Consider the following 18,546-nt stretch of genomic DNA (forward strand, 5'->3'; position numbering starts at 1 on the left):
CTCGATAGGTTTTGCAGAAAAATACGCAAAATGCCGCGAATGCCAATTTTAATCCAGTTTCATCGAGAATATCGGGCTATATTTACCCTCCGGACGATTTTTGTGTTTTTTGCTTCAATTGCTGTAAATAGATTCTCAGATCGTTTTTGATTTCCGGCGCCAGCATGTATAACCCGATAATATTCGGGACCGCCATCGCAAATACCATCGCATCGGTAAATAGAATGATATTCGACAACTGCGCCGAAGCCCCGACAACAATGAACATGCAAAACAGCAGCTTGTAAACCCACTCGATAATCAAATGCTCCCCGAATAAGTAAGCCGTGCACACCAATCCGTAGTAAGACCACGAAATCATAGTCGAATAGGCAAAAAGAAATACCGTCAGCGACAACACGTAGGGAAACCACGAAATACCGGATGCAAAGGCGCGCGAAGTCAATTCCACGCCTTCGATCCCGCTGCCTTCGGCATAGGAACCGGAAATGACAATCACCAAAGCCGTGACCATGCAAATAATCACGGTGTCGATAAACGGCCCCAGCATACCCACCATCCCCTGACTGACCGGCTCGTGTGTTTTTACCGCGCAATGCGCGATGGCCGAAGATCCGAGTCCGGCTTCATTGGAAAACGTAGCGCGCTGCACGCCCATCAACAAGGCTCCCATTAAAGCGCCTAATCCAGCTTCGGGGTATAGCGCCATTTCAAAAATGGTCGCAAGCGCGCCGGGTATCGCCTGGTGATGTATCCCGATTACAATAACACCGGCCACAATATAAATAATGGCCATCAGCGGCACAACCCGCCCCGCTACCGCGGCTATCCAGCGAATGCCGCCGATAATCACCATTCCCACCAGAACCGCCATGAACAAACCGAACAGCCAGCCTCTGTCGGCTAGCAGCCCGGCATCGCCGCCGGTTACAATCAACGCTTGCTGGTACGCTTGATTGGCCTGGAACAAGCCACCGGCTCCGATGGTGCCGCCGATGCAGCACAATGCAAACAAGCCGGCCATGAATTTGCCCATTTGCGGTTTTTTCAGGCGCTCAAAAGCGCTGAACAAATAGTGCATCGGGCCGCCGGAAATCTTGTTTTTGTTGTCGCACTGACGATATTTGATACCGAGCGTGACTTCGACAAATTTGGTCGACATGCTGAAAATACCCATGACTGCCATCCAAAACGCTGCGCCCGGCCCGCCGACGGAGATAGCCACTGCCACGCCGGCGATATTGCCCAGGCCCACCGTCGCCGACAAAGAGGTCATCAAAGCTTGGAACCGGCTGATCTGACCGGTTAAATCGCCGTTATCGTGTTTTCCGCGCAATACTTCTATGGCATGACCGAAGCAGCGGATGTTAATGAACCCCAAGTAAAAGGTAAAAAACACCGCGGCGATCACCAGCCAGATCAAGATCAATTTGATCTCAAGATCCAATAACTGAACGCTGTAAAAAATTACGGAGGCGACCGCATTCGAAACAGGTTCAAACGCAGCATCAATTAACTTATCAATTTCCATGGGTTAAAGCATTCTCCTATTACAAAAACTGCCAATGCCCCGGCACGGTTCGTGCAATAATTTATGCAACCGGATTAAGTTCAAATACGATTAAGGTTGTGAAATAGGAATCATAATACCGTTTAATCCTATTTATTCAGGCATTCATTTAGCTGATAGTATTTCATTTTCCGCTGACGTCTAATTTCTTACCATGCCGCAACCGCCCAACAACAAATTTTTTCATTTTGCCATAATTCCCGGCAATGCGCATATCCTGCAAACGGCTATTAAGCCGCGTCATTCATCCCGGCTTGCGATTACAAAGGCGCCGGCATGATCTTTTGTAACAAACTTGCCTGGCTGCCGTGCATCATCTTCGCATTGTTCTCGACAACAATCGATGCCAGCGAGATTTACCGCAGTGTCGATAGTCAAGGACGCGTCACCTACTCAGACCAGCCTTCGGACGGCGCGCAGCAACTCGCCATCTCCAACCAGCCGAGCCGGCATTTATATAACGTCGCCAGGGTTTACGACGGCGACACCATCATCCTGGAAGATCGCAAGCAAGTCCGCTTACTCGGTATCAACACCCCGGAAATTCAAAGCCGCGTGCGGGATCAGGAGCCCGGCGGCATTGAAGCTAAGCAGTGGCTGCAAAAACAATTACAGGATAAAAAAGTCTATTTGGAATTCGATCAAGTACGGCGCGATAAATATAAGCGTTTGCTCGCGCATGTGTTCACCCCGGACGGCAAGCATCTGAATTTGATGTTGCTGGAAAACGGCTTAGCGGCGGTTAGCATCATTCCACCCAACGGCCGCTACTCCGAGAAACTGATCCGTGCGCAGCAGAAAGCCGAAAAGCAAAAATTGGGTATTTGGTCGATGCCGGAATATCAGCCTCGTCCGATTACGCAAATCGCCAATCATAACAAGGGCTGGCAGCGATTTACCGGAATCCCCGCACGTATCAAGAAAAACCGCAAATACACGCGATTAATCTTCGATGACAAGATCGATATCCGTGTTTCCAATGCCAATCTCGATCAATTTCCGCCGCTGGATAGCTACGTCGGAAAGTTGCTGGAAATCCGCGGCTGGGTATCGCGCAAGAAAGACAATTACACCATGTTGATACAGCATCCGAGCGCATTAGTACCACAATAAGCCTGTAGTATACTGCTATTACCTCGCCTCTCTTGTTTGCAGGTTGATTGTTTACGAAACTTTTATCATTGCTTTCGGATCAATCACAGCAATTTACCCTCATAAAAATCCTACGCCTATGCAGAATGAGAATATAACCGCAGCCGCTGAAAATAACCCATCCGCATGGCACCATTCCGCGATCGGCCAGGTACTGGAATTCCTCAACACCACGCCGTCGGGCTTAAGCGATCAGGAAGCCGGAGCGCGCCTGCATACCTACGGCGCCAACCGGCTGCCGGACCCTCCCAAACGCAGCGCCTTCGTCCGTTTTCTATCGCAATTCCACAATATTCTGATTTATGTTCTGCTCGGCTGCGCATTAATTACCTTATTGCTGGCACACTGGGCGGATACCGCGGTAATTCTGGCGGTGGTATTGGCCAATGCCGTCATTGGCTTTGTGCAGGAAGGCAAAGCGGAAAAAGCAATGGATGCCATCCGGCAGATGCTGGCGCCGACTGCAGCCGTAGTGCGCAATGGCGTACGCCGCAGCATCGCCGGAGAAAAGCTGGTGCCCGGCGATATCGTGATACTGGAAGCGGGCGACAAGGTACCCGCCGATATGCGCTTACTGAAAGCGCACGGACTCCAACTGCAAGAAGCAATCCTCACCGGTGAATCCATGCCGGTGCAAAAGCAAACTTCGGTAGTTGCCAGCAATGCGTTGCTCGGAGATCGCACTTGCATGGTTTATTCGGGAACCTTGGTGACATCCGGTCAAGGTAAAGGAATCGTAGTCGCTACCGGCGCTGCGACTGAAATCGGCCGCATCAGCAATCTGTTATCTGGAGTCGAAGTTTTGACCACGCCGCTGGTTAAGCAGATGGGCGTATTTTCCCAATGGATCACCATTTTTATTTTAGTCATTGCGGCATTCTTGCTGACTTATGGCTATTTTTCCGGACATCATGAATTCTCAGAATTGTTCATGGCCGTTGTCGGTTTGTCGGTTGCAGCCATTCCCGAAGGTTTGCCTGCAGTGCTGACCATCACCCTGGCGGTGGGCGTGCAGTCGATGGCGAGACGCAATGCCATCGTGCGGCGCTTGCCTGCGATTGAAACCATCGGTTCGGTATCGGTCATCTGTACCGATAAGACCGGTACTTTAACCCGCAATGAAATGGTGGTCGCATCGGTGCTGACTCAGCAACATCTGTTCACGCTGCAAGGCAACGGTTATGAGCCGCAAGGCGCTTTGTTGCTGGAAAACACCGAAGTCTCACCAGACGAATACGCTGTTTTAGATGAACTCGCCCGCGCTGCTTCGTTATGCAACGATGCATCGCTGCATAGCCATAGCGGCACATGGACCGTCGAAGGCGACCCCATGGAAGGTGCTTTGCTGGCATTCGCGTGCAAACTCGGTATCGATATTTATCAGACGCAAACTACATGGATTCGCACCGATGCAATCCCGTTCGACGCCAAACATCGTTTCATGGCGACCCTGAATCATGATCACGAGCGCCATGCTTGCATTTTTCTAAACAACCACCGGCTAAAGCCGGTGGGTTTGAGTTACGGACTGAAAGTCCGGATACGCGTCGACTAAACGACGCGTCTTATTCCGGCTCCATTTTAAAATTGTCGTTTGGATTTGGCTCAAAATGATGCTCCAAGTATTGTTTGATCATCTCTTCTGTCATCTGACCTACTGTCACGCAGAAATACCCTCGCGCCCAAAAATGCCTTCCCCAGTACCGCTTCTTCAAGTGAGGAAATTCTTCAAACAGATAGCTCGATGTTCGTCCTTTTAGCCGCCTCATGATCTCACTCGGAGCCATCTCCGGCGGACAACTCACCAGAATATGCACATGATCCTTACTTACTACACCCTGTACAATTCTCATTTCAAATGCTTCACACGTCTGACGAACCAACTCTCGTACTCGTTCTGCTACTTCTCCCTTCAGAATCTTATATCTATACTTCGTTACCCATACAAAATGATATTCAATCTGATAAACCGTATGACTTCCATATCTATAATCCATGCCACACCTCCTGTGTGGCATATTCTCGCAGCTAAAGCTGACCGGCTGAAGCCGGTGGTTTTAACCTTATGATGGACAATAAAAGGCGCTCCCGAACAAATTCTTACCATGTGCTCACAGCAAAGTACAAGTCACGGCACGGAACCGCTGAATAAAGATTATTGGCTGGAGCAAGCCGACAACATTGCCGCGCTTGGTCAGCGGGTACTGGCATTCGCGACCAAGATAGTCAAGCCGGAACATACCATCCTTGAGTTTTCCGATACTGAAAGCGATTTTGTATTGCTCGGTATGACGGGTATGATCGATCCGCCTAGCGCCGAAGCAATCACTGCCGTTGCGGATTGCCATACCGCAGGCATTCGCGTCAAGATGATAACCGGCGATCACGCAAAAACAGCCGCCGCCATTGGTGCGCAAATCGGATTGCAAAACCCGGTGATGGTTTTGACCGGTGCGGACTTGGATAAGATGAGCGATGATGCATTAAAAGCCGCAGTAATGACTTGCGATATTTTTGCCCGCACCAGCCCGGAACACAAGCTGCGCCTGGTGATGGCGTTACAATCTCACGGCTTGTCTGTCGCCATGACCGGCGACGGCGTTAACGACGCGCCGGCGCTCAAGCGCGCCGATGCAGGTATTACAATGGGCAAAAAAGGCAACGAGGCTGCCAAGGAAGCTGCCGAACTGGTGCTGGCTGATGATAATTTCGCCTCCATCGCCAACGCGGTGCGCGAAGGCCGGACTGTTTACGATAACATCAAAAAGGTCATTACTTGGACTCTGCCGACCAATGCCGGGGAAGCGATGACGATCATTGTGGCATTGCTGTTCGGTTTGGTACTGCCGATCACCCCCATTCAAATTTTATGGATCAATTTGATCACCGCTATAACCTTAGGTATCGCGCTCGCTTTTGAACCGACCGAAGAAAACACCATGCATCGCCCGCCGCGCGCTCGGGGAGAACCGCTGCTTAACGGCGAACTCATATGGCAAATTATCATGGTATCCATTTTATTCCTTTGCAGCATTTATGGCATTTACACTTACGCCATCGCCCAAGGACATCCTATTGAACTGGCACGGACACTCGCTGTAAATACGATAGTGGTGCTGGAAATTTTCTACTTACGCGGATTCAACTTCGAAGTGCAACACCTAGCGGTGGCTTGATATAGCGCACCGTCTTTCCGAAGAACACCTCAAACGGGGTTCTGAATCCAAGCACCTTGCGCGGTCGATGGTTGAGTCTATCCACCGCCCATTGTACTTGTTCCTGGGTCACCTTAATCAATTCCATTCCCTTGGGGAAATACTGCCGCAGCAGACCATTGCTGTTCTCGTTCAAGCCGCGCTCCCATGAATGATAAGGATGAGCGAAGTAGATATCCACATTGAGTTTCGCAGCAATGGTTTCATGCTCCGCAAATTCTTTCCCGTTGTCGAATGTCATGGTGTGGCACTTGCGTTTATGGGGGCGCAGCAATCGCGTTACCGCCGCCGTTACGCCCGATGCATGTTTGCCGGGCACTTGGGCTGCCAGAATGTAGCGCGACTTCCTCTCGGCCAGCGTAACCAATGCGCCTTGATGGTTCTTGCCGATTACGGTGTCGCCCTCCCAGTCGCCTATGCGGTTCTTCTGATCCACGATCCCCGGACGCTCATCAATGCCGATCCGGTTCTTGATCGTGCCCCGGCGCTCTTGACCGCTCGCATAACGCTTCCTGCGGGGCTTCTGGCAACGCAAATGCCGCCACAGGTCGCCACCTCGACGCTTGTCTGCATATATGTGCAAGTAGATCGTCTCGTGACTGATCTGCAACACACTTTCCAAAGCAAGTCGACGGGCCGCTTGCTCCGGACTCATGTCCAGCCGAACCAATCGCTCAACTTCCGTCCAGTCCGACATTGATAAACGCTGGGCGTTGGCGCATTGTTTTCGGCGCTCGTTCCGTAATTCCTGCGCCTGCTTGGGATACCAGTCACGCCGACCCTTGTTCCGCCTGAATTCCCGCGAAATCGTCGACTTGCTCACGCCCACTGCATCCGCTATTCGCGATTGGTTCAAACCCGCCTTCTTCAAGCCGGAAATCTGGTATCGTTGCTCGCTGGTGAGCTGCTTGTAGTGCTTCATCTGTGCTCCTTCTACTTGGTCGTTTAAGAAGCTCCGATACTACCGCAGCTTGCTTCCTAAACTTCCTTACAAAAGTTGCACTTCAATTTTGAATCCACCCTTCCTTACAAAAGTTGCACTTCAATTTTGAATCCACCTTATTTTTTATCCGCAATATCTACGGCACTTCGTTCACCTGGAAAGCCATTCGCGGTACCAAGGTCATATGGCTTACGCTTGCGATCGTCACTGCCGGACAATTAGCCATTACCTATTTACCGCCGATGCAAGCCTTATTCGGCACTGCCGCAGTACCGTTTCTCGACGGATTATTGGTGATTGGCTGCGGCATTGCGTTATTGGTCGTTATCGAAATCGAAAAACAAATCCGCTTACGGCTTAAAGCGCGAAGCGATCAATCACCTCAGTAGGTTCTGGCCTTCGGCGGAAACGATTCCACCGTAATCGGTTTCAACCGCACCGGCTTATAATCCAGACGGTTGCCTTCACTGAAAAATAATGTGTGTTTTAACCATTTGACGTCGTCGCGTTCGGGGAAATCGTTGCGGGCATGGGCGCCGCGACTTTCGCGGCGGGCTTCGGCGGAGATCATGGTGGCGGTGGCAACTTCTTTCAAGTTATCCAGCTCCAGTGCTTCGATGCGAGCGGTATTGAAAACCTTGCTTTTATCCTTGATTTCCGTTTGTCCGATGCGCTGACCGACTTCGAGGATCTTCTCGACGCCTTGCATCAGCATATCTTCGAAGCGGAATACTCCGCAATAAGTTTGCATGGTTTTGGCCAGCGCCGCATGCACTTGCGCGACGTTTTCACCGTCTTTCTGAGTTTCCAGACGCGCCAGGCGCGCCAAGGTACGATCGGCGGCGTTTTCCGGCAGCGGTTTATGGTGCGGCTGAACTTTCAGATCCTCGAGAATCTGATTGGCAGCGGCACGTCCGAATACCACCAGATCGAGCAGCGAATTAGTTCCGAGCCGGTTGGCGCCGTGCACCGAGACGCACGCGCATTCTCCGACAGCGTAGAAACCGGACACGATTTCTTCCGGGCCGGTTTTATAGGGCGCCACCACTTGCCCGAAGTAATTGGTCGGAATGCCGCCCATCATGTAATGCGCGGTCGGCACCACCGGGATCGGTTCGTTGATCGGATCGACATGCGCAAATTTGATCGCCAGTTCGCGGATCCCCGGCAGGCGGGTTTTGATGATTTCCGCGCCGAGATGATCCAATTTCAATAGCAGGTGGTCGCTTTCTTCGCCGCAACCGCGGCCGTCTTTCATTTCCGTCGTCATCGCCCGGGATACCACGTCGCGGCTCGCCAGATCCTTGGAGTTCGGTGCGTAACGCTCCATGAAGCGTTCGCCGTTACGGTTCAGCAAATACCCGCCTTCGCCGCGCACCGCCTCGCTGATCAACACGCCGACACCGTATACGCCGGTCGGATGGAATTGCCAGAATTCCATGTCTTCCAGCGGAATCCCGGCGCGCGCCGCCATCCCCAGCCCGTCGCCGGTATTAATCAACGCGTTGGTGCTGGCCTGAAAAATCCGTCCGCCGCCGCCGGTAGCAAATAATGTCGCTCGCGCTTGCAGGATCGACACTTCGCCGGTTTCCATCTCCAACGCGGTTACACCCAGCACGTCACCTTGCGCGTCACGCAGCAAATCCAGCGCCATCCATTCGATAAAAAACTGCGTATTGGCGCTGACATTGCGTTGATACAACGTGTGCAATAACGCATGACCAGTACGATCCGCCGCCGCGCACGAACGCGTCGCTTGCGCCCCGCCGAAATTTTGCGATTGCCCGCCGAACGGGCGCTGATAAATCTTGCCGTTTTCCAGCCGGTCGAACGGCATGCCGAAATGCTCCAGCTCGTACACCACTTCGTTGGCGTGACGGCACATGAACTCGATGGCATCCTGATCGCCGAGATAGTCCGAGCCTTTGACAGTGTCGTACATGTGCCAGTGCCAATTGTCTTCGGTCACATTGCCCAGCGCCGCGGCTATGCCGCCTTGCGCCGACACCGTGTGCGATCGCGTGGGAAAAACTTTGGACAACACGGCCACTTTCAACCCCGCTTCGGACAATTGCAATGCCGCGCGCATACCGGCGCCACCCGCGCCGACAATGACCACATCGAATTTTCTTTTGGTTATCGCCACATCAACCCCATAAAATATCCACTGCCCATACCAGATAAAACAGCAATGCAGTAATCACCGCAATTTGCGCGGACAAACGGATTGCCACCGGGTGCACGTAATCCATCAGAATATTGCGCATCCCGATCCAAGCATGCCAAAACAGGCAAATGAAAAACACCAGCGTCGCGATGCGCAACCAATGCTGCCCGAATAAGATTTTCCACGCAGCGTAATCCTGCGGTGCCGCGACGCATAAAACACACGCCATGACGATGAGATAAACCGTCATCAACACTGCCGTGATGCGTTGCGCCAGCCAATCTTTCAAGCCATAATGCGCACCGGTTACCGCCAATTTTGCAGGTCTTACCATAGCAACACCCCCGCAAAAACGGTCAAGAGAAATCCGGCAATCAGCACCAGTTTGCTGCTGGCACGCGCTTGCGGCAATGCCACACCGATATGCAAATCCAGCAGCAGATGGCGAATTCCGGCGCACACGTGGTGCAGCAAAAACCACAAAGACAATAACAGTAAGCCTTTGATAACCGGTAATTGCCAATAACCGGCTAATACCTCGAAACTTTCCTGGGATTGCAGCAGTAATTGCAAGCCGCACAACATAAGGGGTATGCCTGGGAAAAACAGCAAGGCACCGCTGATCCGGTGCAGAATGGAAACCACCGCGGGTAACGGTTGCTTGATCTTGAAAAGATTCAGATGCTTGGGACGTTTAGGATGTATTTTCGCTGCCATGCGGGAAATTCTAGTGTAGAAAATTTTGTCACCAACCTTGCAGCCAAGTTTAGTCGGTTATGCTGCGTGATACAAGCATTAACTGGCTATCGTGCGAAAGCCCGGTCTGCTTCAACCGGGCTTTCAAGGCCGGCGGTTTCCGGTTACGCCGCACGGCGGCCATCGACGCTCAAGGCACCTGCACCGTGTATCGCCAGCAGCAATAATCCGCCCGTAATCGCAATGTTTTTCATGAACATGATCTGCTGCATCTGATCCGCCAGATTACTGTGGAAAATCACCGCAGCCGCCAAAGTAAACCCAGCCAATGCCAGCGATATCCATTTTGTCTGCCAACCGGCAATAAGCGCCAAGCCGCCGCCGATTTCCAATGCGATCACCAGCGGCAATAGCATTCCCGGCACGCCCATCGCTTCCATATAACCTTGCGTGCCTGCATAACCGCCGATTTTAAATATTCCCGACAACAAGAATATTTGCGCCAGAAATATGCGTGCAATCAATTGACCGGTTTTTCCCATTTTGAGTCTCCTTCGAATGTAATGAGTAAAGCAATTATTTACGTTTAATCCATGCGCGGTTGCGCACAAAACTGTTAGTCTGAAAATCCTGCAACGCCTGGTCGATTTCTTCCCGGGTATTCATCACAAACGGCCCGTACTGCACCACCGGTTCGCCGACCGGTTTACCGCTGACCACCAGCAGACGGGCTCCCTTGCTTCCTGCGGTAAAATCAAAAGTCTCATCAGCACTACTCAACGCCGCCAGGGAATGCAACGTCACGGTCTGATCACGCAATTGCCCATCACCTTCAAATACATACAAAAAACTATGGCGCTGCGCTGAAAAGCGGTGTTGAAAACGCTTGCCGGGTTGTATCCGGACATCAAAATATGAAACATCGGTAACAGGGTCGGCGATAGGCGACTGCGCATCGGCAAAGCGGCCGATCAATACTTTGATCTGGTAATCGGGCGTATTGATGACCGGAAAGGCTTCTGCGGCATATTCCTGGTATTCCGGATGATCCATCTTATGCGCCGCCGGCAAGTTGATCCACAGCTGAAAACCGCGCATCAAACCATTTTGCTGTTGCGGCATTTCCGAATGAATCACCCCGCTCGCGGCTTTCATCCATTGCGCCGAACCCGGCCCTAAATCGCCGCGGTTGCCCATGCTGTCCTGATGTTGCATATGACCGTCGATCATATAAGTGAATGTGACGAAGCCACGATGCGGGTGTGACGGGAAGCCGGCCAGATAATCCTCCGGTTTGTCGCTGCTGATATGATCCAGCAACAAAAACGGATCGAAATTGCGTATCACCGGTGTGCCGATGGTACGGTACACTGTCACGCCTGCGCCTTCCGGCACGGCTACTGCCGGGATGATCCGTGCTGCATTGATTGTCATTGTATCCATGATTCCCTCCTTTTAATCATCATGTTCATTTAACCGTCGGGAAGCATTATCATCGTTGTTATAATAAGAATAAACAGCCTTTAATAGAAATAACTGTTCTTATATTAGCAACAATAGGATATTTTTATGGATCGATATGAAAATATGAACACGTTTGTGCGCGTGGTCGAAACCGGCAGCATCAGCGCCGCTGCGGATCGCATGGATGTCGCCAAATCCGTCGTAAGCCGTCGCTTGAAGGAACTCGAAACGCACCTGGGTGTGGAATTGTTTCACCGCACCACGCGGCAAATGAATCTGACCGACAGCGGCCGGGGATTTTATCAGCAAGCGGTGCGCATTCTCGCCGACGTTCTCGAAGCCGAACTGGCCACGTCGCAATCGCATGGCGCATTAAAAGGCGCCCTGAAAGTGACGGTGCCGCTGAGTTTCGGCTTGATGCACCTGGGGTCGGCCATCAATGAATTTTTGCAGCAACACCCGGACATTGAATTCGATCTGGATTTCAACGACCGTCAAGTCGATTTGCTGACGGAAGGTTTCGATCTCGCCATCCGCATTGCCAGCCTGGCTGACTCAAGCTTAATCGCGCGCCGCCTCGCGCCTATCCAAACGATCCTGTGCGCCAGCCCGGATTATCTGGAACGGAATGGCATTCCACACGAGCTGGAAGCGCTGCGCCAACATCGTTGCCTGGCGTATAACCTGACCAACCCGATTGAACAGTGGCAGGTTTACGATGTCGGCGGGCAATTGATCAAAATTAGTACCAGACCCTACCTGAAAGCCGGCAACGGCGAATTCCTGCGCGATGCCGCCGTTGCGGGATTGGGTATCGTGCTGATACCGACGTTTATTGTCTACAAAGAAATCGAACGCGGCGCGCTGGTGCCGCTATTAACCGATTACCACTGCCCGCCGCTCTCCGCCTATGCCATCTACCCGCAAACTCGCCATTTGTCACAGCGCGTCCGGGCATTCGTGGATTTTATGGTTAAACGGTTCGAAGGTTTGCCTTATTGGGATAAATGCTTGAATAAAAGCTAAAATATTTCAGAATTACTCTAAATCAACCAAAATAGCTAAAACCATCCATGCGAATCTTCATAGCATGTCTGGATACATGACGGTATGCAATACCGGTTCGATCCCGTTATCCTTTTCCTGGCAGCGGATCCACCAAACCGATCCTTTTCTCACACTCAGTCCCGCCGGCACGACCGGAATCAGATAACGGACAATCTCGCCGATCGTCGGCTGATGTCCGACAACCACGACTGCGCCGGATGCAGCCGGCCAGCCGGCCGCATTAAGCACCGCTTGCACGTTTGCACCCGGCCCGATGCTATCAACGGTTGTGAAATGTTCAGTCAAGGCGATCGCTGTTTGCTGTGTCCGCACGGCCGGGCTGACAATCACTCGGGTGTGCTCCGGAAGCTTCGCTCGCAGCCAATCAGCCATCCGTTGCGCTTGATCCAACCCTTTGCTTGTCAATTTGCGCGGCGCATCCGGGTAACTATTTTCAGCATCGGCATGCCGCCATAAAATTAATTCCATGGTATTTTGATCTTCCTGACGTTTTACAAAAAATGTTGTAGTTCGTTCAATCGTTGCTCCGGGTTCTGTATTGGTTGCTGAATCACCACCACCTTGCGGCGTGATTTTTCACCTTGTTTCAGAATCACTTGGCTCAACGGCACATTAAACCGATCCGCCAGATAGTTCAGCAACACCGTGTTGGCTTTACCGTCGACCGGTGGGGCTGCAAGCCTGATTTTCAATGCATCGCCGTATAGTCCGGTTATTCCGGTCATTTTCGCACCCGGTTGAATATGCAGTGTCAACACCAGATTATTCACTTTATCATAGTGATACCAGGGAGCCATTCGAGCAAGCGTTTAATGCAGCAGTGCCGAAATCTCCATGTGGAAACTCGCCACAATCATGAGCAGTACTTGAATCACAATGAGCACGAATAACGGTGATAAATCGACATTCGCAATCGGCGCAATGCGTTTGCGGAAAATCATCAGAAATGGACGGGTAAAACTGTCGAGTAACGGCGCCAGCGGACTATTCGGATTAACCCAAGACAATACCGCTTGCATGATGATCATGACCAAAATGATATAGAGCGTCGTTTTGACAATGGAAACCATCCCCAGCAGCCCCATCACGCCCAGCGAAAAAATAATATTGGCATCGAAGTCATAACCTTGCATGACATAGACACTGGTCAAAATGATGCTTTCCAGCAGCCAGGCAAGCACCAAAGTTGACATGTCCATGCCGCCCCATCCTGGGATGAATCGGCGCGCCGGTCTGACCATAAAATCAGTAACCGCAATTAAAAACTGCGAAACTGAATTGTAATAAGGCACTCGCAGCAGTTGAAAATAAAACCGCAATAACAATGCTAAAGAAAGCAAGCCCAGCAGGGTATCAATAAGAAAAACCAGGATCTGATTAGACATAGTAATTTTCCAGAAAACGAATTGTTAGTTAATGCAATGACTCACTGACAACATCACGCTTATATCTTGCCGTATTCATCGCTCATTTCACGGGAACGATCATTCGCCGCATGAATAGCGGCTATGATCTTACACTTAATCTCATTTTTTTCCATTGTTTGAATTGCCTGTTCGGTGGTACCACCTTTGGAGGTCACGCGCGCTCGCAAAAGCGTCACATCATCATCGCTCGAACCCGCTAACTTGCTGGCGCCTGTAAAAGTCAGCAAACTTAAACGCCTGGCTTGCTCAGTTGTTAAACCCAACTCTACGCCCGCTTGCTGCATGGCTTCCATGAAATAGAAAACATAAGCCGGTCCGCTGCCAGAAATCGCGGTAACGGCGTGCAATAATTCTTCGCCGTCCACCCAAAGCGTCGAACCAACCGCTGCCAGAATCGACTCGGCATTTTTCTTGTCTTGCTCATCGATTCCCGGCGCCGCGTATAAACCGGCCACGCCGCTTCCCACCAGTGAAGGCGTATTCGGCATGGCGCGAATGACCCTATCATGGCCATTTAACCAGCGCACGATATCCGTGGCGCATATGCCGGCGGCAATCGATATGACTAATTGATTATTCAACAACGGCGCAAGATCTTTTGTGAGATCAGGAAATTGCTGCGGTTTCACGGATAATACGATGACATCGCTGCCGGTAACGCCATCCGCAAGACTCTCATAAACGGCAATGCCGAAATCCAGTTTTAATTGTTCACGGCTTCCGGGATTGATTTCAACCACCTGCAATTGCCGGGCGGAGAAACCCTGTTTCAACAACCCGCTGATTAATGCGGACGCCATATTCCCGCCGCCAACAAACGTAATTTTCATAGTAACCCTTTTATCGTGTCATCAACTCAAGGGCACCTCTAAAAATCCAGATTTTGTCACAACACTTTGTTGCTAGCAAAAAAATTTCCTTACATATCAATCATATGCCGCGTCAATATGTTTTGCTCGCGCCTCGTTTTGTTTAAAACTTTGAATTTCTAGAGATGCTCTTAACCCAATCATCAGCGCTGGCAGACCGGACAATAAAAGCTGGAGCGCTGATTCTGCCTGATTTGTTTAATAATGCTTCCACATTTTTTACAATGCTGCCCTTCCCGTCCATAAACCCAATAGTGCTGCTGAAAATACCCCGGCGTTCCGTCGCTATGGACGAAATCGCGCAAGCTGCTCCCTCCCGCCTCAATCGCTTGCTGCAACGTCTGTTTAACCGCATGAACCAATTTTTCATAGCGGATTTTGCTGATTTTGCCGCTTGCGGTTTTAGGATGTATTCCAGCGGTAAACAAAGCTTCATTGGCGTAAATGTTCCCGACACCCACGACGATTTGTTGATTCATCAGCGTCTGCTTGATGCTGGCAACGCGGCCGCGGGTTTGATCAAACAATCCGCTGGCATTGAATTCCAGCGTCAACGGTTCCGGCCCCAGATTGACCAGCAAGGGATGAAGCAATGCATCGCCCGCATGCCATAATACCGCGCCAAAACGGCGCGGATCCCGCAATCTCAATACCGTTTCATTGCGCAGCACCAAGTCAAAGTGATCATGCTGATGGGGTAATCCGGCTTTTCCGGCGTCCGTCAGCGGATAAACCCGCAAACTGCCCGACATGCCCAGATGAATGATTAGTGTGCCGTCCCCGCAATCCAGCAGCAAATATTTTGCCCGTCTGCGAATTTCTTGAATGGTCAATCCACTAACCAGCGACGGCAGATTATCCGGTACCGGCCAACGCAGTTTTGCATTGCGGACGATGACCTTTGCAATGGTTTGTCCCTGCAAGTAAGGCGCAATGCCGCGCCGTGTTGTTTCGACTTCCGGCAGTTCCGGCATCAGTGACCGGGTGTTGATAATTGCGGCTGGATAGCATGCGGATCAAGCAATTGCCGGCCGGCTTCAATTGAAAAATGATAACCGATGCCATTGCCCGGTCTCAGCAAAATGATGGATGATTCATTTTGCAATACTTCAAAATCAATGGTTCGCCCATCTTGTAATTCAATTCCGATTTTACTTTTTTCAGTCGAACCGGCTTCAGCGGGACCGCCGATTGTCAATTCGGCAGCCGGTAACGATTGCCAGCGTTCTATCCATTGCACAATCGTTTCATGCTCGATTGACTCACTTTGATTTTGCGAAGCGACCTGCCATTGATCATCTTGCATCGCAATTTCGAATTGCGGCAAAACAAACTTGCTCGGATTTTCACCCGGTTGCAACATCACCGGATTGATCAATTCTGCCGCGCTGTGCGGCAATAACAAGCCGTAGCGCGGCGAAATCAAATAAACATGTTGCTCCGTCTGAACATATTGCTGATGCTTGACCGGGGCGAAACCGCCAAATCCAATCGATTGATCGTCTATAAAAAGCCGGATGCTGGGTTGCAGCAGACCAAAACGACCCAAGTCGGCCGCGGGAAGCTGATGCTCGCTACGCGCATTCAAAATTTCCAATATTGCTTCAACCTTTCGCTGATCCACCGCAGCGTCCACCGGCTTGATCATGCGCCAATGAGCGCCGGAACGTTCAAGCGCGATTTCTTCCTGATGACGCCGGATGATGCGCAAGCTGTGCACAAGCGCCTCGGGTTTATTGAAAACCGGATATTCCAATAGTTCTTGTGACGGCGGCCTGAAATATAGAAACACCAGCAAACCCGCGATGGTGGCAAACATGATCCAATTGAGACGCGCATGATGTGTCATGGTGTTGCTTTTCTCCTGCGATACCACCAGATACTGATCCCGGTTGCCAGAAACAGCAGAGGCAATACCACCATCTGCCCCGCTGCCATCAGTGTCAGTTGCGATTGATTCAACATCAGATTGTTATCGATCGTTGCGCGGGGTTGAATGACCATCATCTCTTCATCACCAGTCAGCCAATTGACCAGATTAATGCCGAAATCCAGATTATTACCATTGCCCAGATAAGTATTGGCCAGAAAATGGCCGCTGCCGACTATCACGACACGCTGTTCGCGGTCGTTGATATTACGGGAAAGTGCCGCGGCGACACTGATGGGACCGGGGACATCGGCCGCTTCGTCAAATGCGATCCCGGCATTCAAATCGCCGGTTTCGACCCACCCATCCGGCGCCACTTCAACCAGCGAAACACTATTCCAGTCGGCGTTGTCATCAATGGTAATCTGGCGCGCATAAGGGAACACCGTAATATATTGGAAACCGCTGGTTATCGGGTGCTGACCATAGACCGCGCCCAGCGAAAAAGTCACCGGCGCTTTGAGCTGCTCGGCATGCGGATCCACAACAGTACCCGGCGTTAGCGTCAGACGTAATTTTTCAGTCAGCGGCAATAGGCCGCGCAGCGATTCCTGATCGACCAGCCATAACAAATTGCCGCCCCGGTCGATATACTCCAGCAATTTATCCACTTCACCCGGTAACAAGTCCACTTGCGGCGAAGCAATGATCAACAGATCCGCATTCAATGGAATATCCCGTTCGATCGCCAGATTCAGCGATTGATTGCTAAACCCGGATCTTTGCAAAGATTTTCCAAATTCTCCCAAGTCAAAATTCGCATGGCCATCCAGCTTACGTTCGCCATGTCCGCTTAATTCGATGATTAATTTATCTTCCAGCCGCGCCAATCGCATCAGCGCATTCGAAAAAGTCTGCTCATTGATTACCGCGAGATGCTCGGTTTTATGCCGGTAGGAAATCACCATCTCACCATTGATCTGTACATTTGCTTGTTGTGCGAGCAACGGTTGTTCCACTGGATCAATGAATTGCAGCACAAGATCCGGTTTAATCCGTTGATATAACGATATAAAATCGGCAATGACTTTACGGATGTCCCCGATTTCCGCTTGATATTCGGTCGCATAGGCAGTTACCTGCACCGGCCCGGGCAACTTTTGCAATATGTCGATACTGGCTTCATTGAGGCTGTTTCGTTGATTTTGGCTGATATCCCATTGCATTCGATATTGCGTTGCAAGATACCCCAGCACAACCATCAGCACTAATAACAGAATAACGAAAACACCGTGACGAATCCGGTGTTGCTGGCGCAGTTTATGGTTAATTCCGGTCATGGCTCACGATCAAACAAGATTAGTCATGTAATCGTTCCCCTTCGAGACGGCGGATTGTCAGCACCAGAAATGCAACCATAAACAATAGGAAATAGCTGATCGCCAGCGTATCGATCAAACCTTGATTGAAGTACCGGAAATACTTCAACAATGAAAAATAATGCAACCACCCTTCGGTTTCACTGGCAGCCAGATCGATCATCCAAAGCCCGAGTAACGCCGCTAATGAAGCAACTGCGGCAATGGCCGGCTGGGCTGTCAAGCTTGAGAAATACAACCCAAGCGCGGAAAAACAAGCGGTCAAAAAAAACAAACCCAGCAAATTACTCGCGATCAACCCCATGTCCAGTACTCCACCCAGTAATAAGGACAAGGATAATAACGCGATCAGGATGGCAATGATGGTAAAAAAAATCATGAGCGCGAAAAATTTTCCGAGAACGATAGCAGTAATGGAAACCGGTGCGGCGAGCAGAAAACCAAGCGTGTGATTGCGCCGTTCCTCCGCGAATAAACGCATGGATAGTATAGGGGCAATCATCATCAAGACGATGGCCGCTAAGGCGAAAACAGGCGACACGATCATTTCGGTTACGCCGGGGGGATTTGCGATTTGCAGCATCTGCGGTTGAATTTCAAGAAACGCATCGAGCCGGATCAGAAAGAACCAAGTCAGAATCAATTGAATCGCCGCTAGCAATACCCATGCGAGCGGAGAAATAAACAGCATCATTAATTCTTTCCGGATGATGATTGCAATCATGA

Annotated in this window: 21 protein-coding genes; 5 read left to right on the plus strand and 16 right to left on the minus strand. The window is 50.9% G+C overall.

All coding sequences use genetic code 11. The features are described 5' to 3' along the window. Window positions 1-82: 82 nt before the first annotated feature. On the minus strand, window positions 83-1,531 hold the full coding sequence (locus tag RBH92_RS09085) for an alanine/glycine:cation symporter family protein (RefSeq protein WP_307931768.1): 1,449 nt from the start codon (window positions 1,529-1,531) through the stop codon (window positions 83-85). Between the two features lie 315 nt (window positions 1,532-1,846). On the opposite strand from RBH92_RS09085, the gene RBH92_RS09090 reads away from it, so the two are divergent. After that, on the plus strand, window positions 1,847-2,683 hold the full coding sequence (locus RBH92_RS09090) for a thermonuclease family protein (RefSeq protein WP_307931769.1): 837 nt from the start codon (window positions 1,847-1,849) through the stop codon (window positions 2,681-2,683). A gap of 118 nt (window positions 2,684-2,801) precedes the next feature. Next, window positions 2,802-4,277: a cation-translocating P-type ATPase gene (locus tag RBH92_RS09095; protein ID WP_307931770.1), complete on the plus strand. Its 1,476-nt coding sequence runs from the start codon at window positions 2,802-2,804 to the stop codon at window positions 4,275-4,277. Between the two features lie 10 nt (window positions 4,278-4,287). Here the strand turns inward: RBH92_RS09095 and tnpA are convergent, their stop codons facing one another. After that, on the minus strand, window positions 4,288-4,719 hold the full coding sequence (gene tnpA, locus RBH92_RS09100; RefSeq protein ID WP_307931618.1) for an IS200/IS605 family transposase: 432 nt from the start codon (window positions 4,717-4,719) through the stop codon (window positions 4,288-4,290). A gap of 108 nt (window positions 4,720-4,827) precedes the next feature. Between tnpA and RBH92_RS09105 the strand changes: the two genes are divergently transcribed. Further along, entirely contained in the window at window positions 4,828-5,898 is a 1,071-nt protein-coding gene (locus tag RBH92_RS09105) for an HAD-IC family P-type ATPase (protein ID WP_307931771.1), read from the plus strand. Here the strand turns inward: RBH92_RS09105 and RBH92_RS09110 are convergent. After that, window positions 5,864-6,859 carry an IS30 family transposase gene (locus RBH92_RS09110; protein WP_307931772.1) on the minus strand — a complete coding sequence of 332 codons (996 nt, stop codon included), beginning with the start codon at window positions 6,857-6,859 and terminating at the stop codon, window positions 5,864-5,866. The two genes, RBH92_RS09105 and RBH92_RS09110, sit on opposite strands and share 35 nt — an antisense overlap. Window positions 6,860-6,972: 113 nt before the next feature. Between RBH92_RS09110 and RBH92_RS09115 the strand changes: the two genes are divergently transcribed. Beyond that, window positions 6,973-7,269, plus strand: coding sequence for a cation transporting ATPase C-terminal domain-containing protein (locus RBH92_RS09115; RefSeq protein WP_307931773.1), 297 nt, complete (start codon window positions 6,973-6,975; stop codon window positions 7,267-7,269). Here RBH92_RS09115 and sdhA read toward each other — a convergent pair. The 5 genes from sdhA to RBH92_RS09140 form a co-directional block, all read right to left on the minus strand. After that, window positions 7,263-9,026: a succinate dehydrogenase flavoprotein subunit gene (gene sdhA, locus RBH92_RS09120; protein ID WP_307931774.1), complete on the minus strand. Its 1,764-nt coding sequence runs from the start codon at window positions 9,024-9,026 to the stop codon at window positions 7,263-7,265. The two genes, RBH92_RS09115 and sdhA, sit on opposite strands and share 7 nt — an antisense overlap. A 1-nt stretch (window position 9,027) precedes the next feature. Further along, on the minus strand, window positions 9,028-9,381 hold the full coding sequence (gene sdhD, locus RBH92_RS09125) for a succinate dehydrogenase, hydrophobic membrane anchor protein (RefSeq protein ID WP_307931775.1): 354 nt from the start codon (window positions 9,379-9,381) through the stop codon (window positions 9,028-9,030). Continuing rightward, entirely contained in the window at window positions 9,375-9,764 is a 390-nt protein-coding gene (sdhC, locus tag RBH92_RS09130; RefSeq protein ID WP_307931776.1) for a succinate dehydrogenase, cytochrome b556 subunit, read from the minus strand. The genes sdhD and sdhC overlap by 7 nt, the downstream gene beginning before the upstream one ends. 143 nt (window positions 9,765-9,907) lie before the next feature. Further along, a complete protein-coding gene (locus tag RBH92_RS09135; protein WP_307931777.1) occupies window positions 9,908-10,285 on the minus strand; it encodes a DoxX family protein in 378 nt (125 codons plus the stop codon). Window positions 10,286-10,319: 34 nt separating this feature from the next. Then, on the minus strand, window positions 10,320-11,186 hold the full coding sequence (locus tag RBH92_RS09140) for a pirin family protein (protein WP_307931778.1): 867 nt from the start codon (window positions 11,184-11,186) through the stop codon (window positions 10,320-10,322). Between the two features lie 126 nt (window positions 11,187-11,312). Between RBH92_RS09140 and RBH92_RS09145 the strand changes: the two genes are divergently transcribed. After that, a complete protein-coding gene (locus RBH92_RS09145; protein ID WP_307931779.1) occupies window positions 11,313-12,233 on the plus strand; it encodes a LysR family transcriptional regulator in 921 nt (306 codons plus the stop codon). Window positions 12,234-12,290: 57 nt separating this feature from the next. On the opposite strand, the gene sixA is transcribed toward RBH92_RS09145, so the two are convergent. The 8 genes from sixA to RBH92_RS09185 all read right to left on the minus strand — a co-directional run bounded on the left by sixA (window position 12,291) and on the right by RBH92_RS09185 (window position 18,544). Next, window positions 12,291-12,743 (minus strand): phosphohistidine phosphatase SixA, encoded by a 453-nt coding sequence (gene sixA / locus RBH92_RS09150; protein ID WP_307931780.1) that lies wholly within the window; start codon window positions 12,741-12,743, stop codon window positions 12,291-12,293. A 23-nt stretch (window positions 12,744-12,766) separates the two neighbouring features. Next, window positions 12,767-13,072: a DUF167 domain-containing protein gene (locus RBH92_RS09155; RefSeq protein WP_307931781.1), complete on the minus strand. Its 306-nt coding sequence runs from the start codon at window positions 13,070-13,072 to the stop codon at window positions 12,767-12,769. Between the two features lie 12 nt (window positions 13,073-13,084). Next, complete coding sequence (locus RBH92_RS09160; protein ID WP_307931782.1) at window positions 13,085-13,660, minus strand: YggT family protein; 576 nt, start codon at window positions 13,658-13,660, stop codon at window positions 13,085-13,087. A gap of 59 nt (window positions 13,661-13,719) precedes the next feature. Continuing rightward, window positions 13,720-14,532 carry a pyrroline-5-carboxylate reductase gene (gene proC / locus RBH92_RS09165; protein WP_307931783.1) on the minus strand — a complete coding sequence of 271 codons (813 nt, stop codon included), beginning with the start codon at window positions 14,530-14,532 and terminating at the stop codon, window positions 13,720-13,722. Window positions 14,533-14,714: 182 nt separating this feature from the next. Further along, on the minus strand, window positions 14,715-15,545 hold the full coding sequence (gene mutM / locus RBH92_RS09170; protein ID WP_307931784.1) for a bifunctional DNA-formamidopyrimidine glycosylase/DNA-(apurinic or apyrimidinic site) lyase: 831 nt from the start codon (window positions 15,543-15,545) through the stop codon (window positions 14,715-14,717). After that, window positions 15,545-16,420, minus strand: coding sequence for a DUF4340 domain-containing protein (locus RBH92_RS09175; RefSeq protein WP_307931785.1), 876 nt, complete (start codon window positions 16,418-16,420; stop codon window positions 15,545-15,547). The genes mutM and RBH92_RS09175 overlap by 1 nt, the downstream gene beginning before the upstream one ends. Then, on the minus strand, window positions 16,417-17,781 hold the full coding sequence (locus tag RBH92_RS09180) for a GldG family protein (RefSeq protein WP_307931786.1): 1,365 nt from the start codon (window positions 17,779-17,781) through the stop codon (window positions 16,417-16,419). The genes RBH92_RS09175 and RBH92_RS09180 overlap by 4 nt, the downstream gene beginning before the upstream one ends. 19 nt (window positions 17,782-17,800) lie before the next feature. Continuing rightward, entirely contained in the window at window positions 17,801-18,544 is a 744-nt protein-coding gene (locus RBH92_RS09185; protein WP_307931787.1) for an ABC transporter permease, read from the minus strand. Window positions 18,545-18,546: the final 2 nt, after the last annotated feature.

This window comes from Nitrosomonas sp. sh817 (genome assembly GCF_030908545.1).
GTDB lineage: Bacteria > Pseudomonadota > Gammaproteobacteria > Burkholderiales > Nitrosomonadaceae > Nitrosomonas.